This window comes from Cyanobacterium aponinum PCC 10605 (assembly GCF_000317675.1).
GTDB lineage: Bacteria > Cyanobacteriota > Cyanobacteriia > Cyanobacteriales > Cyanobacteriaceae > PCC-10605.
In genome coordinates this window covers 2110716-2125296 of record NC_019776.1, presented here as the reverse complement: position 1 = coordinate 2125296, position 14581 = coordinate 2110716, and the positions used below count along the sequence as shown (strand labels likewise).

General features: G+C 35.0%; 14 protein-coding genes. 8 read left to right on the top strand and 6 right to left on the bottom strand.

Going from position 1 to position 14581, the window contains the following annotated elements; all coding sequences use genetic code 11:
* Positions 1-154: 154 nt before the first annotated feature.
* Both CYAN10605_RS08850 and CYAN10605_RS08845 read right to left on the bottom strand, forming a co-directional pair.
* A complete protein-coding gene (locus CYAN10605_RS08850; protein ID WP_015219602.1) occupies positions 155-745 on the bottom strand; it encodes a hypothetical protein in 591 nt (196 codons plus the stop codon).
* Positions 746-828: 83 nt separating this feature from the next.
* The gene (locus CYAN10605_RS08845; RefSeq protein WP_041922766.1) at positions 829-1581 is read right to left on the bottom strand and encodes an HAD family hydrolase; all 753 of its coding nucleotides are present in this window, start codon (positions 1579-1581) and stop codon (positions 829-831) included.
* Between the two features lie 94 nt (positions 1582-1675).
* Here CYAN10605_RS08845 and CYAN10605_RS08840 point away from each other — a divergent pair, with 94 nt between their 5' ends.
* The 5 genes from CYAN10605_RS08840 to CYAN10605_RS08820 all read left to right on the top strand — a co-directional run bounded on the left by CYAN10605_RS08840 (position 1676) and on the right by CYAN10605_RS08820 (position 5075).
* Positions 1676-2005, top strand: coding sequence for a hypothetical protein (locus CYAN10605_RS08840; RefSeq protein ID WP_015219600.1), 330 nt, complete (start codon positions 1676-1678; stop codon positions 2003-2005).
* A 51-nt stretch (positions 2006-2056) separates the two neighbouring features.
* Complete coding sequence (plsX, locus tag CYAN10605_RS08835) at positions 2057-3103, top strand: phosphate acyltransferase PlsX (protein ID WP_015219599.1); 1047 nt, start codon at positions 2057-2059, stop codon at positions 3101-3103.
* 749 nt (positions 3104-3852) lie between these two features.
* Positions 3853-4041 carry a hypothetical protein gene (locus tag CYAN10605_RS08830; RefSeq protein ID WP_015219598.1) on the top strand — a complete coding sequence of 63 codons (189 nt, stop codon included), beginning with the start codon at positions 3853-3855 and terminating at the stop codon, positions 4039-4041.
* Complete coding sequence (locus CYAN10605_RS08825; protein ID WP_015219597.1) at positions 4026-4319, top strand: type II toxin-antitoxin system RelE/ParE family toxin; 294 nt, start codon at positions 4026-4028, stop codon at positions 4317-4319. Before CYAN10605_RS08830 ends, CYAN10605_RS08825 begins: the two co-directional genes overlap by 16 nt.
* Positions 4320-4424: 105 nt before the next feature.
* Positions 4425-5075 carry a PAP/fibrillin family protein gene (locus CYAN10605_RS08820; RefSeq protein ID WP_015219596.1) on the top strand — a complete coding sequence of 217 codons (651 nt, stop codon included), beginning with the start codon at positions 4425-4427 and terminating at the stop codon, positions 5073-5075.
* A gap of 890 nt (positions 5076-5965) precedes the next feature.
* Here CYAN10605_RS08820 and CYAN10605_RS08815 read toward each other — a convergent pair.
* The 3 genes from CYAN10605_RS08815 to CYAN10605_RS08805 form a co-directional block, all read right to left on the bottom strand.
* Positions 5966-7420, bottom strand: a complete 1455-nt coding sequence (locus CYAN10605_RS08815) for a M16 family metallopeptidase (RefSeq protein ID WP_015219595.1) — start codon at positions 7418-7420, stop codon at positions 5966-5968.
* Between the two features lie 65 nt (positions 7421-7485).
* A complete protein-coding gene (gene speA, locus CYAN10605_RS08810) occupies positions 7486-9432 on the bottom strand; it encodes a biosynthetic arginine decarboxylase (protein WP_015219594.1) in 1947 nt (648 codons plus the stop codon).
* A gap of 33 nt (positions 9433-9465) precedes the next feature.
* On the bottom strand, positions 9466-10200 hold the full coding sequence (locus CYAN10605_RS08805; protein ID WP_015219593.1) for a Uma2 family endonuclease: 735 nt from the start codon (positions 10198-10200) through the stop codon (positions 9466-9468).
* Between the two features lie 118 nt (positions 10201-10318).
* On the opposite strand from CYAN10605_RS08805, the gene CYAN10605_RS08800 reads away from it, so the two are divergent.
* Positions 10319-10876: a Uma2 family endonuclease gene (locus CYAN10605_RS08800; RefSeq protein WP_015219592.1), complete on the top strand. Its 558-nt coding sequence runs from the start codon at positions 10319-10321 to the stop codon at positions 10874-10876.
* Between the two features lie 59 nt (positions 10877-10935).
* Positions 10936-11493: a Uma2 family endonuclease gene (locus CYAN10605_RS08795; protein ID WP_015219591.1), complete on the top strand. Its 558-nt coding sequence runs from the start codon at positions 10936-10938 to the stop codon at positions 11491-11493.
* 47 nt (positions 11494-11540) lie between these two features.
* On the opposite strand, the gene patD is transcribed toward CYAN10605_RS08795, so the two are convergent.
* On the bottom strand, positions 11541-11894 hold the full coding sequence (gene patD, locus CYAN10605_RS08790) for a heterocyst frequency control protein PatD (protein WP_015219590.1): 354 nt from the start codon (positions 11892-11894) through the stop codon (positions 11541-11543).
* Between the two features lie 353 nt (positions 11895-12247).
* Between patD and CYAN10605_RS08785 the strand changes: the two genes are divergently transcribed.
* Positions 12248-14503 carry a RelA/SpoT family protein gene (locus CYAN10605_RS08785; protein WP_015219589.1) on the top strand — a complete coding sequence of 752 codons (2256 nt, stop codon included), beginning with the start codon at positions 12248-12250 and terminating at the stop codon, positions 14501-14503.
* Positions 14504-14581 lie beyond the last annotated feature (78 nt).

Genomic DNA, 14581 nt, shown 5'->3' with positions numbered 1-14581 from the left:
GCCTATCTAGTCAAATATTTTTGATACAAGTCAGCCATTGAAAAATAATAACTATGCTAAATAAAGTCTTTGATTTCTAAGGACTATACTTTAAACCTGCCACCTGAAACCTGACACCTACCCTCGGCGACACAACTTTTTCATCAATCCCTAATTACTGATCGGGAGATTCAATGGGAGTTTGCACAAAACCGATTTCGTATAATTGTTGGTAAGATTTTTTACCTAATTCACTACTAGGGTTTTGAGAACGAATAATTTGAATTAAAAGAGGTACAGCTAATTCAGGTTTATTTTGAGCCCTATGTACTAAAGCTAATTGATAAGTTGATTCATCTCTAAAACTAGCGGTTTTTAAAGCACCTGCCCTTTGCTCTTCTGTGATGCGATTATCTATACCAGCAAAACTTTCTGCTAATTGTAGATAAAAATTGGACAATTGGTTAAAAATTCTTCTCGCTTGTTGTAATTTAGTCGCCGCCAAGTCATAATTTTCTTGACTAATCGCTTCTTCTGCTTCCTGCATTAATCTTTGTCCTCCTTCTAAGCTAAGTAAACTCTCCGTTTGATTTATCGGGGTAACGGTATTTTCTTCGATAATTACTTCCTCCGTAACTGTTTCATTTTGAGCTACTAAAGAAGAATTTATATTAGTTTGTGCGTAGCTAGGAAGTTGAAAAGCAGTAAGAGAGACAACTAATCCTAAACATTGACTAAATCTCATAGAAGATAACAGAGACAACATGAACCAATCCTGTTTTAATTAAATGACTGAATTAAATTTTAAAGTATCTTAACACCTTATCAACCTTTTGCCCGATCGCTTCACTAAATCAATTTTTCCGCTAGGGATAAATTAAAGTATTTTTCCCCATAATTTTCACCCTGTATCACCCGAAATGGTAAGTCTTTTTCTCCCAGATGATTTAAAACTAATATTGCTTCATCAAAATTTTGCTTTTCCGTATATTGATTTACAGTGACAACTGTTTTCAAACCTGCTTTAACGGCGGCAGTTAATCCTTGATTTGTATCTTCAATGGCAATACATTCATGGGGTGATAAATTAAGTTTTTCCAGTGCTAATAAGTAAATATCTGGTGCTGGTTTTTTTCTCTCTACCATATCCCCCGCCGCTATCACTTCAAACCAACTAGCCATAGGATTTCCTAAACTGGTTTCTAATAGTGCCTCCACATTTGCTACAGAAGCCGTAGATGCGATCGCAACTTTTACCCCCTGAGAATAAGCCTCTTGAATTAATCTTTTCACTCCCAAACGTAAAGGAATAGAATTATTTTCCAGTAATTGACGATAATATCTACTTTTTAGTAAATGTAAATGGGCAATAAACTCATCTAAAGACTGATTAATATTAAAAGAAGGCAAATAATTAGAAATATAATATCTAATACGCTCCTTTCCGCCCCCAATCTCCAATAACTCTCCATATAAATCCACATCCCAATGCCATGACAAATTCTCTCGCTCAAAAGCCCGATTAAAAGCTATTCTATGACCATCTCTTTCCGTTTCTGCGATCGTACCATCTACATCAAATATAATTGCCTTCAGATTCATAAAGTTAATACCTCCCGTAAAAATCAAACCCAATTATAACTTCAGTTCGAGATAACATAGATATAGTAAATATCCACAAAAAACTTAAACCATTATGAGTGAACCAGAAAACCTTTTACAAAAAGCATTTTATCTAGGAGTAGGTATTGCAGGATTAGCCGTAGAAAAAGCTAACGATGCCCTACAAGAATTAAAAGAACAAGCCGATAAATTAGTCATTAATGGTGAGTTTCCCCACAGACTACAACAAATAGCCGATGAAATGGTTAATAAAGGGAAAATGAATACAGAAGAAGCCCGTAAATTTGTCGATGAAATTCTCCAACAACAAAATAATCAAAAAACCAGCAAAGAAGAAAATAGCAACTCTTCAGAGCCTCGCATCATTGAAATTATCACTGAGGAAGAAGAAGACAAGGCATAAAGACTCAATTATGATATAATTTGAGAGATTTTAAACCCAATAGATTGACCAATGGCAGAGACGCGCGCAAAAATAGCAGTGGATGCAATGGGCGGAGATAATGCCCCTCAAGAAATCGTAGCTGGTGCAATTAGAGCTTCAGCAGAACTAGATGTCGATATACTTTTAGTCGGCGATCCTGAAGCTATTCAGGCACAATTAGATCACCATGGTTGTACCTCGACCAATATTGAAATAGTAGCCGCCGATGGAGTTGTCTCGATGGAAGAAGAGGCTCTTGTGGGGGTTCGTCGTAAGCCGAATGCTTCTATTAATGTGGCAATGGGGTTAGTAAGGGAAAATAGAGCCCAAGCAGTAGTTTCGGCTGGACATTCAGGAGCCGCAATGGCCGCCGCTTTACTCGGACTCGGCAGACTCAAAGGAATCGATCGCCCCGCTATTGGTGCTGTTTTTCCCACCATGTATGCCAATAAATCAGTAATTGTCCTCGATGTTGGAGCAAATGTGGACTCTAAACCTAAATACTTAGAACAATTTGCCCTCATGGGAACAGTTTATAGTAAGTATGTATTGGGAGTTGAAGATCCAAAAGTAGGCTTGATCAATATCGGTGAGGAATCAAGCAAAGGGAATGAATTAGCAAAAGAAACTTATAAATTACTTTCTGAGAATCCGAAAATCCCCTTTATCGGTAATGCAGAAGGCAGAGACGTTCTTTCCGGAAACTTTGATGTCATCGTTTGCGATGGCTTTGTGGGAAATGTCTTGTTAAAATTTGCCGAAGCGGTAGGGGAGATTATGTTACAAATAATCAAAGAGGAATTACCCTATGGAGTCAGAGGTAAAATTGGTACAGGTATTTTGAAACCAAATTTGCGTCGCATCAAGCAAAGAATTGATCACGCAGAGCATGGAGGGGCTTTATTATTCGGGGTAAATGGAGTTTGTATTATAAGTCACGGTAGTTCTCAGGCGCCTTCTATCTTTAGTGCCATTCGTATCGCTAAAGAAGCGGTGGATAATCAAGTATTAGACCGTATCCGCAATTTTCAAGGAGAGAAATCCGTTAGTAATGAGCAGTTAGGAATTACTAATTAACTATTGAATAGGTTTAGGTATCAGGTATCAGGTGGCAGGTTTTTAGTGTAAATTGAGTACAAATTAGAAAACGTCATTTTTCCCAAAAATCGTGGGTCTTAGATTCCCTGCCGTTTACGGCATTAGTGATATATAATATTTTTTTGGAGGAAAGGTAATCAACCTCGTAGCCTTTGTGAGGGCAAAACGAAATAAAAATTCTTTTTCTACTAAATAAGTGTATAACGTCAGTTAACGAATTAATCTTTATCAATCCGAACTAGAGTGAACTACCCACACTGACCTGACGGTAAAGTCTAGGCTTCCTACCCAAAGAAATGCTTTTTACTTCGAGAAGTAACCAGACTTACTTTCTGGCGATAGGCTTTATCCCCCATTCCAGAGGTCATAATTTTGTTTAGTTTTGTCACCCAATGAGTGCTCATTTATGATCATTGCTTACAAGAGGAACAGTGAAGTATTGGGGCTATCCTTGAAGATAGGTAGTCTCTAGCCTTTATACAACGGGGAGTTCGCCGACTACGGCTACATCTCTCTAGCACCGATTAAGTTAATTATACCATAAACCTTGCCCGTAATTCATGAGGGGAACCGGGGCAGAACTATTTCCGCTCTTTAAAAGCCCCGTCTCACACCTGTTTAATTATTGTTTTTGTCGAAAACTAGGTGTGAGGCTTCTTACGGAAGAAGCTAAAATAACTGATAAATGAATCGATATATTAAGTTTATTAAGTTTTATCCCTATTACTATGAATTCTACCAAAGAAAAAGTACAATCTATGTTGAGAAAATTACCAGATGATTGCACAATTGAAGATATACAGTATCACTTATATGTACTGGGAAAAATTCGTCAAGGCTTACAAATAGCCGATACTCAAGGAGTTTTACAACAAGCAGAAGTAGAAGGGTTGTTAAATAAATGGCTTATCGAGTAGTTTGGTCTCCTAAAGCAGTAGAAGATGTAGAGGCGATCGCAGCTTATATTGCAAGGGATTCACCGTCTTATGCGGCGGCAGTAGTACAAAAAGTAATTGAAATAACCGATGAATTAACCCAAGATGCCACTAAAGGCAGACTAATTCCAGAAATTGAGGAATCAAAAGTAATGGAACAATTTGCTTATAGCTATCGTTTATTGTATCGCATTGAAGGAGAAACAGTAACCGTAGCCGCCCTGATTCACGGCAAAAGACTACTTTACTTAACTGACTAGCCTATTTCAATGGGGAATGAGGAATGAAGAGATTACAAACTCTTCCAAACAAAAGTTATCTGACGCTTATCATCCGTTAGTTTTATCAAAAAGCAAGAGGTTACTTTGAATAGTAGATTACTTCTGAAGCAAGAATTATTAGACAGTATTAGTAAAGTCGCTCAAACTCTCAATATTAATCCTCAATATCCGATTACTGATACCCTGATTTCCGGAGACGATAGCCTTAAAATAGAGAAAATAACACTTAATTTAGAAGCCCTTAATCCTTTTCCTAAACCATTAGTTTATGGCGTAAATTTATTAGATGGAATTTGGCAATTAAATTATTCAACTGCAAGGGAAATAAGGTCTTTAAATAAATTACCTTTAGGTTTAAAGTTGAGGCAAGTTTATCAAATAATTGATACCCAAAAAACATCTTTTTTTAACGTGGCTTTTGTGGAACATTCCTCTGGTTTGGTTAAAGGTTATGTAAAAGTTACCGCTACTTTTTCCCCTCAAATTAAAGATGGTGATTTGCTTCCCCAAGATACTATTAACGTTAATTTTGATAAGCGTTTTTTAGCTATTCAAAAAATAGTTAATATAAAAACCCCCATTTTTGAACCTGTCAAAGTATTTAACGCCAGAAATCCTCAAGGGCGAATACCTAGTTTAAAAGTCACTTATATTGACGAATCAATGCGTATTGGTAGAGGAGGTGACGGCAGTCTATTTATACTTTCTAAAGTTAACAAAATTGCTGATTCATAAGTTTATTTTAGGGGTAATGAGCAAAGGGCAAGGGGCAAACCCCCCTTTATCCCCAAGGTTTTTTCAAAGTCTGGGTAAAATTATCTTGCCCTAACCCCCAACCCCTCTCCCACAGTAGGGGGGAGCGTTTTTTATTAATAATTGATTAATTAATACTTAAAAACTCCTGTATCTGTTCTGACGGGGAGACAATGAAACTGCAGTGAGGGTAGGTTTTAGGTTTCAGGTTTCAGGTTGCAGGTTTTAAATACATGAATAGTGTTTTGTATTTACGAAATAAATAGCCAGACATATTATCTCAAAATGTTGATAATCCAATAGTTTTGCCTATTATTTGAACCATTGAGTAAATAGAGATAATGATAAATATTAGTGGAGACAAAACCTAACACCTGCTACCTGCTACCTATAAGGTTTTTAGAGTTATTGTCCCCCCTTAAGGTATCTGTTACTATTTGTTAACCTGAGTTTTGGATAAGCTGAAAGCATCCCAACTCGCAGTCAGAAAACCTTATGGTTTCTTAGAAATAACGATAAAATTGCCTTAATCCGAACTGACTTAAACAAGGGGCTTAAGCCCCTTGCTAAAAACCCCTACCACCTGCAACCTGCAACCTGACACCTGACACCTAACCTTATCAGATATTCTTAAACCGAACTGAGGTTATTTGTTAGTTTCAAAACTTGACATTTTTGAGAATGAAAAAACCCTGCTTTATCCCCCCTCAAGAGGGGCGAGGGCAAAGGTAAATGGTGAATAGTTGAGAATTAAGAATTAAAAACTCCGAACACCTGTACGGGCGAATAGCCATTGCCCCTACTTCCCCCTCTCACCTCATCACCTCATCACCCTCTCCTCCAAACTCATTTCCCCTCAACCCCCCAATACCCTATTCAATTTCTATCTGTTTGATATTTTGTCCTAAAGTTTGTAACTCTTGCTTTATTTCTTCTTCATTTCCTACCACTAAAGTCACAATTTTGTCTGGGTGTAAATATTCTTGAGCAACGTTCAAAACATCATCTATTTGAGTATTTTTTACCCCTTGTTGATAGTCAAATATAAAGTTTTGGGGGTAATCATAATATTCATAAGTCATCATTCGAGATAGGGTTTGACTAGGATTCTGAAATTTAAAGACAAAAGAGTTAAGTATAGAGTCTTTGGCATAGTTTAATTCCGCTTCTGTAATGGGTTGAGTGCGTAATTTCTCGATTTCTTCTTTCATCGTTTTGATGAATTGAGTTGTTGTATCAGTTTTTGTTTGGCCTCCTGCTACAAATAAACCGGGGTAGTCATAAGCACCTTGCCAAATACCATAGACAGAATAAGCTAATCCTTGGCGAGATCTGATTTCATTATGTAGTCTGCCTCCAAAGCCATTTAAAACCCCATTCATGACGCTAAGGGTAGGATAATTAGGATCATTTAATTTACCAGCTAAATGACCGAGTAAAATATTACTTTGAGTTAGTTGTGGTTGATCAGCAATAAATATTCCTTTGCTCTTTTCTTGTTTTGAAGTGATTGTGTCAAATGTTGGTTTTACCTGTGAATTTCCTTGCCAGTTACCAAAGTATTGAGCAATCTTTTCTTTTATTTGGGAAGAATCAAAGTCTCCGACTATACCCAAAATAATTCCCTCTGGACGAACATATTTACTATGAAAATTTTTAATGTCTGATTGTTGTATATTGTCTAGGGTATTATACTCAATTGTTCTTGCATAGGGGTTATTTTCTCCATAAACAAGTTTTTTGAATTCCCTACTGGCTATGTTTCCGGGGTCATCATTACGACGTGCGATCGCACCTTTTGCTTGAGTTTTCAATACTTCTAGCTGTTGAGAGTCGAAGGCTGGAGATTGTATTACTTCGGCAAAAAGAGGAAAAATAGTGTCTAAATCGTAACTGAGAGAGGAAAAACTAACACTACCCATCGTTTCATCAATAGAAGATTCGATCGCAGCCGCTTTTTGCTCTAAAATAGAATTTAATTGCTCTGGAGAATAATTAGCCGTACCACCTAAACGAATTAAACTCCCCGTTAATTCAGCTAAACCGACTTGAGAAGGGGGATCAAACCTTGACCCTGTGCGAATCACAGCATTACCACTGATTAAGGGTAAACGATGATCCTCTATCAGATAGATTACCATACCATTATCCAATTGATAACGTTCATATTCAGGCAACTTAATTTCCGCTAGAGGGGGAAATTGTAAATCCCGATAAGTAGAGGGAGTAACATCCGCAAAAGCAACATGATGGGTAGTAATGACAATAGCGATGGTTATAAAAGTGAATCCCAACCATTGCCATATTTTGCCTAATTTTTTGATCATAATTTCTAATAATAATAGCTTTTAGTTAAACCAATAGCTAACACCTAAAACCACAAAAAACTACCTTAAATTAAATAAGTATAACTGCGTAAATTTTCCTCATAGTTTTTAATCAATCTTTGAGAATTATCTAAGTCAATTTGATTTTTTGCTAAAGCATTTTCTGTCAAACAACGAAGTTTTTCTGTTAAATCCTCAGCAGAATATTCCACGTATTTTAACACCTCTGTTACAGTATCTCCTTTGACGACATATTTGATTTGATAAGCATCTTTTTTACATTCAATATGCACCACATTTATATCCCCAAAAAGATTATGCAAATTCCCCATAATTTCTTGATAAGCTCCGACTAAAAACATACCTAAATAATAGGGTTTAAAATCATTACTTTCAGGAATTAAATTATCAATATTTTCATCATTTTTATTAGTCTCTAAAGAGTGTAATTCTAAAGATTTTTTTACATCTAATAAATCAATAAACTTATCTATTTTCCCATCGCTATCACAAGTTAAATCAGCTAGAATTGCCTTTTTATTTGGTTTTTCATTAAGTCGATGAATAGGTAAAACAGGAAATAATTGATCAATTGCCCAAGCATCAGGGGCGGATTGAAATACGGACAAATTAACATAATAGGTAGAAATCATTAAGTCAGCTAAATCATTTAAATCATCACTAACATAAGATTCTTTTTGGGTAATTTCATAAATTTTACGACAGCATCCCCAATAAATTTGTTCAGCCTTTGCCCTTTCTTTTAAGGTTAAATAGCCAAAGTTAAATAAACTGATAGCTTCATCTTTAAACTGCACCGCATCATGGTACATTTCTTGATAGTTTTCTTCATCAATATTTTCGTAAGTTTCCCATAAATTTCTAATAACTAAATGTTCTTTTTCTTCTCCAATAATCGGTAATTCTTGAGGCGGATTATTACTATTTACTACATTAAATATTAACACAGAATGATGAGATGCGATCGCTCTTCCACTTTCACTAACAAGAATTGGATGGGGAATATTTTTTTCATCACAGGCATCTTTTACCGCCGCCACAATATCATTGGCATAGTTTTGCATATTGTAGTTTTTAGAGGCATAAAAATTGGTTTTTGAACCATCATAGTCCACAGCTAAACCACCACCAACATCAAGATATTTCATCCCTGCCCCCATCGTTACCAACTGCACATAAATTTGACTAGCTTCTCTAATAGCATCTTTGATAACAGCAATGGAAGAAATTTGCGAACCAATGTGAAAATGTAACAATTGTAAACACTCTAATTGATCAGTTTTTTCTAGTCTATTCACCACTGCAACAATTTCGGGAATAGTTAAACCAAATTTAGCTTTTTCCCCGGTGGAATCTCCCCAATGCCCAGAGCCTTTTGTTTGTAATTTTGCCCTTACTCCTAATTGAGGTTTTAAGTTAAATTTTTTGCTTAATTCTAAGATAATATAAAGCTCATTTATTTGCTCAATTACTATAATTAAATTATGTCCTACCTGTTGAGCTAAAAGGGCAGTTTCTAAATAATCTTCATCTTTATAACCATTACAAATAAGTAAAGTTTCTCCCGTTTCATCTACTTCTAAAGTAGCCAAAGCAATCATTAATTCTGGTTTTGAACCCACTTCTAAGCCAAAATGATAAGGTTTTCCGTACTCTACCAAAGCTTCTACCAATTGACGATGTTGGTTACATTTAATTGGATAAACCCCTCGATAAACATTGTTATAATCATAGCGTGCGATCGCATCTTCAATACAAGAATGTAAGCGTTGTAAACGGTCAGCTAAAATGTCAGAAAAACGAATTAATAAAGGTAACTGAATATCTCTTTTTTGTAAATTTTTAACTAATTCAAATAAATCAATTTTATAATCATTACCTTGAGGAGAAACGGTAATGTTTCCTAACTCGTTTATGGCAAAATAGGGATGCCCCCAACCTTCAATTTGATATAAATTATTACTATCTTCAATAGTCCATAAATCGTTCATGTTTATTTCTACCAACTATGTCGTTATATAACTCTAATCAATATTAATTCCTTGTTGACGCAACTTTTCTTTTAATTCCTGTAACTCTTTTTCCGCCTTTTCTGCTCTTTTTTCTTGTTCTTTTTGTTCTAAAATAGCTTTTTGTACGGACTCGTCTCCCGTTAAGAGTAGATTACCACTTTGATCACACCAACGCAACCATACCCCGTTAACATTTTCAAATTCTCCCTCCCATACCGTTAACCCCAAATTAACTCCTTCTAACCAAGTATCAGAAGTTTCCTGATAATGTATTCCCGTTAGTTTAAATATCTTTAAAACTTGATCACTTAGATATTTTTGTGGATCATAAACTCCATAATAACTCACCCTCATATCTTGATAAATTTTTAGTTTTTCTTCTAATTCTCCTCCTACTTTATTAGAGACAATTTCGAGGGCAAATTCAGGAGGCTTACCAAATTCCCAGATTAGATAACAACGATGATTTTTTTCCCAGAAATTCTCAGGAGTAGTAACATTTAAACTCAAGAAAAAATCTGGAACAATGGGGGGTTTTCCAATACTATAATAAATACCAACATTGGCATCTGCTAAAAAAATCACTTCTTTTCTGGCATGGTAAAGAATGCTAGTTAAAAATCTTTGTTGTTTTGCTGAACCAAAATTATCCACGGGGGTATCATCCTCTGTAATTAAATGACTAACATCAGGTTTGGGGATAAATTCAACTTCATTACCTGTTGGTATTTGTATTTGTGTTACCATTCTTATCTACTTCCTTAAACCTTTCTTTTCATTGTAACTTTAAATTTGCTCTTCTTTGCTGAAAACTTGTTATATTAAAACGAGTTAGTATGACCAACATCAATGGAAATAAAAGGATATGTTAACTTTACCTCGCAAGAAATTTGCCATTGAAGAATATCATCAAATAATCGCATCGGGAGTATTGAAAGAAGACTATTTAATTGAGTTAATTAATGGGGAAATTTTTGAAATGTCACCAGTGGGATTTAGACACGCATCTTGCGTAAATAAATTAAATCAATTACTAAGTTTAAAATTAGGAAATAAAGCTATTATTAGCATTCAAAATCCCATTAAACTTAATGATAATTCAGAACCACAACCCGATATTGTTTTATTAAAACCTCGTCATGATTTTTATGCAAATCAGCATCCTACCGTTGAAGATATTTTCTTATTAATTGAAGTGGCGGATAGTAGTATAGAATATGATCGCACTTTTAAAATTCCCATTTATGCAGAAAATAAAGTACAAGAAGTGTGGTTAGTTGATCTCAATCAAAACTTATTAGAAGTATATCAAAATCCTCAGACAAATTATTATCAAAGTATCAAAAAACTTTCTTCTCAAGATTCTATTACTTTAACTCAACCAGAAACTATCGCCGTAAAACTCGATCGCATTTTGTTTTAGTTTATGGTAATTTGATTGAATGAAAAATATTATATTGAAATCAGTCGAAATAGAAGAATATGTTAACTTTACCTCGGAAAAAATTTGCCCTTGAAGAATATCATCAAATAATAGCTTCAGGAGTATTGAAAGAAGATTATTTAATTGAGTTAATTAATGGGGAAATTTTTGAAATGTCACCAGTGGGATTTAGACACGCATCTTGTGTCAAAAAAATTAATTATTTATTTGCGGAAAAATTAGGTTCAAAAGTGATCATTGGGGTACAAGATCCGATTAAACTTAATGATAATTCAGAACCACAACCCGATATTGTTTTATTAAAACCTCGTCATGATTTTTATGCAAATCAGCATCCTACCGTTGAAGATATTTTTTTATTAATTGAAGTGGCGGATAGTAGTATAGAATACGATCGCACTTTTAAAATTCCCATTTATGCAGAAAATAAAGTACAAGAAGTGTGGTTAGTTGATCTCAATCAAAACTTATTAGAAGTATATCAAAATCCTCAGACAAACTATTATCAAAATATCAAAAAACTTTCTTCTCAAGATTCTATTACTTTAACTCAACCAGAAACTATCACCGTAAAACTTGATCGCATTTTATTTTAGTTTATGGTAATTTGCATAAAAATTATAGCTTTTATAAAATTAAGTGATTATTGATTGTTAATAGTCAACTGAATCATCCCTTGTAAATGTTGTAAAACCGATTCTTTCCGTTTTTGTTTCGTTGAAGGAGAAACACTAGATTTCCAAAACAATAACTCTGTATTTATCAACTTCCAATAACGATGAGTTTCCCTTTGCCAAGATTGCCATTGAGGAAAAGCAGAAACATCTATATTATTCTCTTCAAAAGTTATTATCTCTGTTTGTAAATAATTTTGAATTTTTCGCCATTGAGAAAATATTTGATCTATATCATCAGAATTACTCATAAAAATCTTTTGGAATTCTACCAATAAATTTAACCAGTCAGATAATAAGGGAAAATGTGATTTAGGTAACATTTATACAAAATTGAGTTAGAATAAAAAAATCTAATTACAATTAATATCAACTCTGAAAAAAAGTTTAAACAATCTTTAGTAGAAACAAGATAAATCAGGATAAATTGATTCTCCCTCTGATTATCAGGATTAATGAAAATACCAGAGAGAGATGTCCTAATAGTTATCACTAAAGGCTTATTAACTAATTCAGATGAGAGTAAAAACATCAAAGAAAGTGAAAATATAGACTTCTTTGATACTTCTATAAATTTGCTTGAGAGAGAGTAATTTATTTAAGCATTTATAGAACAAAAATAGTTAATTATACCTAGAGTTTATCTAATCTTTATTTTACCCCAAATTATCTGATTATGAGTCCTATTACACTAATACCTGAATCCACAGACAACAAAACTTATCAAGTCTATATTCCCAATTGGCTAAATAACTGCTTAATTGGAGATCAAAACGATGAAAATAATAACCTAATATGTCGAGCTTTTCAATTCGCCTATTCCTTACACGAAGGGCAAATGCGTAAATCTGGAGAGCCCTATATAGCCCATCCCATAGCTGTTGCCGAGTTATTAAGAGACTTGGGAGGAGATAGCGAAATGATTGCGGCGGGATTCTTGCATGATGTGGTAGAAGATACCCCTACAACTCCCGAAGATATAGAAGTAATGTTTGGTAAAAATGTGCGTCAGTTAGTAGAAGCAGTTACCAAATTATCTAAATTTAACTTTTCTAGCAAAACCGAGAGACAAGCGGAAAATTTTCGCCGAATGTTTATCGCTATGGCTCAAGATATACGAGTGATCGTGGTAAAATTGGCTGATAGACTTCATAATATGCGCACCCTTGACTTTTTGCCCCCAGAAAAACAACGCCTCATTGCTGAAGAAACTAAAGAAATTTTTGCACCTTTAGCCAATCGCCTAGGTATTTGGCATTTTAAATGGGAATTAGAAGATTTATCTTTCAAGTATCTTCATCCCGAAGCCTACAACAAAATAAAAAACTTAATTGCCGAAAGACGCACTGATAGAGAGGCAAGAATTGAAAACGTTATCGACACCATTAACCAACGTTTAGAAAACTTAGGCATTCATCCTGTAGAAGTGAAAGGAAGACCAAAGCATCTTTATGGAATATATCATAAGATGATGCGTCAAAAAAAGGAATTTGAGCAAATTTATGACATCGCCGCCGTGCGTATAATTGTTAATACCAATGATGAATGTTATCGTACCTTAGCCGTGGTGCATGATGCTTTTCGCCCTATTCCGGGCAGATTTAAAGACTATATTGGTTTACCTAAGCCCAACTTATACCAATCGTTACATACTACTGTGGTGAATAGTAACGGGCGCCCCTTAGAAATTCAAATTCGCACCCTCGAGATGCACTATGTGGCTGAATATGGGATTGCTGCCCACTGGAAATATAAGGAAACGGGGCATTCTAATCATCGTCATCTTTCTAGTGATGATGAAAAATTCACTTGGTTAAGGCAATTACTAGATTGGCAAAAAGATTTAAAAGATGCCCAAGAATATGTTGATAACCTCAAGGAAAATTTATTCGATGATGATGTTTATGCTTTTACTCCTAATGGGGATGTCATTGCTTTAGCCAGAGGTGCAACAGCAGTAGATTTTGCTTATCGCATCCATAGCGAAGTAGGCAATCATATGAAAGGTGCAAGAATTAACGATAAATGGTCTCCTTTAGATCAACCCCTGCAAAATGGTGATATAGTGGAGATTATTACGGCAAATAATAGCCATCCGAGTCTTGATTGGTTGAATTTTGTTGTTACTCCTAGTGCAAAAAATCGTATTCGTCAATGGTACAAGCGATCGCACCGTGATGAGAATATAGCCAGAGGAAGGGAGTTATTAGAGAAAGAATTGGGTAAAAATGGTTTAGAATCTTTGCTGAAATCTGACACCATGCAGAAAGTAGCCCAAAAATGCAATTTTCAAAAAGTAGATGACTTATTAGCGGCTTTGGGCTATGGAGAGTTAACCTGCACCCAAATTATTAACCGTTTGCGAGAGGAAAATAAACAACAAACCACGGAAAAACCTCAAACCTTAGCAGAAGAAAGCAGTGCAACCCTTACTAACACCCCTCAACAAAAAACTAATTATCGAGAAATTGATGGCAATAAATATCCCATTGCGGGGATAGAGGGTTTGATGTATCACATTGCCGGATGTTGTAAACCCCTACCAGGAGAAAATATTATTGGGGTTGTAACAAATACTCGTGGTATTTCCATTCATCATCATGACTGCCCTAATGTTCATAATATCCCCGGTGAAAGACTAATTCCAGTGGGTTGGAATCCTCGCAAAACCAATCAACGGAATGCTACTTATCCCATTGATATAGTCATTGAAACTATTGACAGAGTCGGTATTTTACGAGATATTTTAGGACGTTTAAGTGATCAAAATATTAATGTTAGTAATGCAGGAGTAAAAACTTATGTGGGTAAACCTGCCTTAATTTCTTTAACTATTGATGTGCAGGATTATCATCAGTATGAATGTGTGATAGGTAAAATTAAAGATATGAGCGATGTTTTAAATATTCGCCGTGTCAGTGAAATTGGCTAACTGTAACAATCGGAGTGAAAATCCCTACTTTTAGTGTGGCGAAGTAGGGAAAAATTAAATCAAACTTGACACTTGAAA

What these genes read in the sequence shown, in the direction of transcription:
- CYAN10605_RS08825 (WP_015219597.1), top strand. Translation starts at nt 4,026, where the DNA reads ATGGCTTATCGAGTAGTTTGGTCTCCTAAAGCAGTAGAAGATGTAGAG.
- CYAN10605_RS08815 (WP_015219595.1), bottom strand. Translation starts at nt 7,420, where the DNA reads ATGATCAAAAAATTAGGCAAAATATGGCAATGGTTGGGATTCACTTTT.
- CYAN10605_RS08830 (WP_015219598.1), top strand. Translation starts at nt 3,853, where the DNA reads ATGAATTCTACCAAAGAAAAAGTACAATCTATGTTGAGAAAATTACCA.
- CYAN10605_RS08845 (WP_041922766.1), bottom strand. Translation starts at nt 1,581, where the DNA reads ATGAATCTGAAGGCAATTATATTTGATGTAGATGGTACGATCGCAGAA.
- plsX (WP_015219599.1), top strand. Translation starts at nt 2,057, where the DNA reads ATGGCAGAGACGCGCGCAAAAATAGCAGTGGATGCAATGGGCGGAGAT.
- CYAN10605_RS08785 (WP_015219589.1), top strand. Translation starts at nt 12,248, where the DNA reads ATGAGTCCTATTACACTAATACCTGAATCCACAGACAACAAAACTTAT.
- speA (WP_015219594.1), bottom strand. Translation starts at nt 9,432, where the DNA reads ATGAACGATTTATGGACTATTGAAGATAGTAATAATTTATATCAAATT.
- patD (WP_015219590.1), bottom strand. Translation starts at nt 11,894, where the DNA reads ATGTTACCTAAATCACATTTTCCCTTATTATCTGACTGGTTAAATTTA.
- CYAN10605_RS08840 (WP_015219600.1), top strand. Translation starts at nt 1,676, where the DNA reads ATGAGTGAACCAGAAAACCTTTTACAAAAAGCATTTTATCTAGGAGTA.
- CYAN10605_RS08805 (WP_015219593.1), bottom strand. Translation starts at nt 10,200, where the DNA reads ATGGTAACACAAATACAAATACCAACAGGTAATGAAGTTGAATTTATC.
- CYAN10605_RS08800 (WP_015219592.1), top strand. Translation starts at nt 10,319, where the DNA reads ATGTTAACTTTACCTCGCAAGAAATTTGCCATTGAAGAATATCATCAA.
- CYAN10605_RS08850 (WP_015219602.1), bottom strand. Translation starts at nt 745, where the DNA reads ATGTTGTCTCTGTTATCTTCTATGAGATTTAGTCAATGTTTAGGATTA.
- CYAN10605_RS08795 (WP_015219591.1), top strand. Translation starts at nt 10,936, where the DNA reads ATGTTAACTTTACCTCGGAAAAAATTTGCCCTTGAAGAATATCATCAA.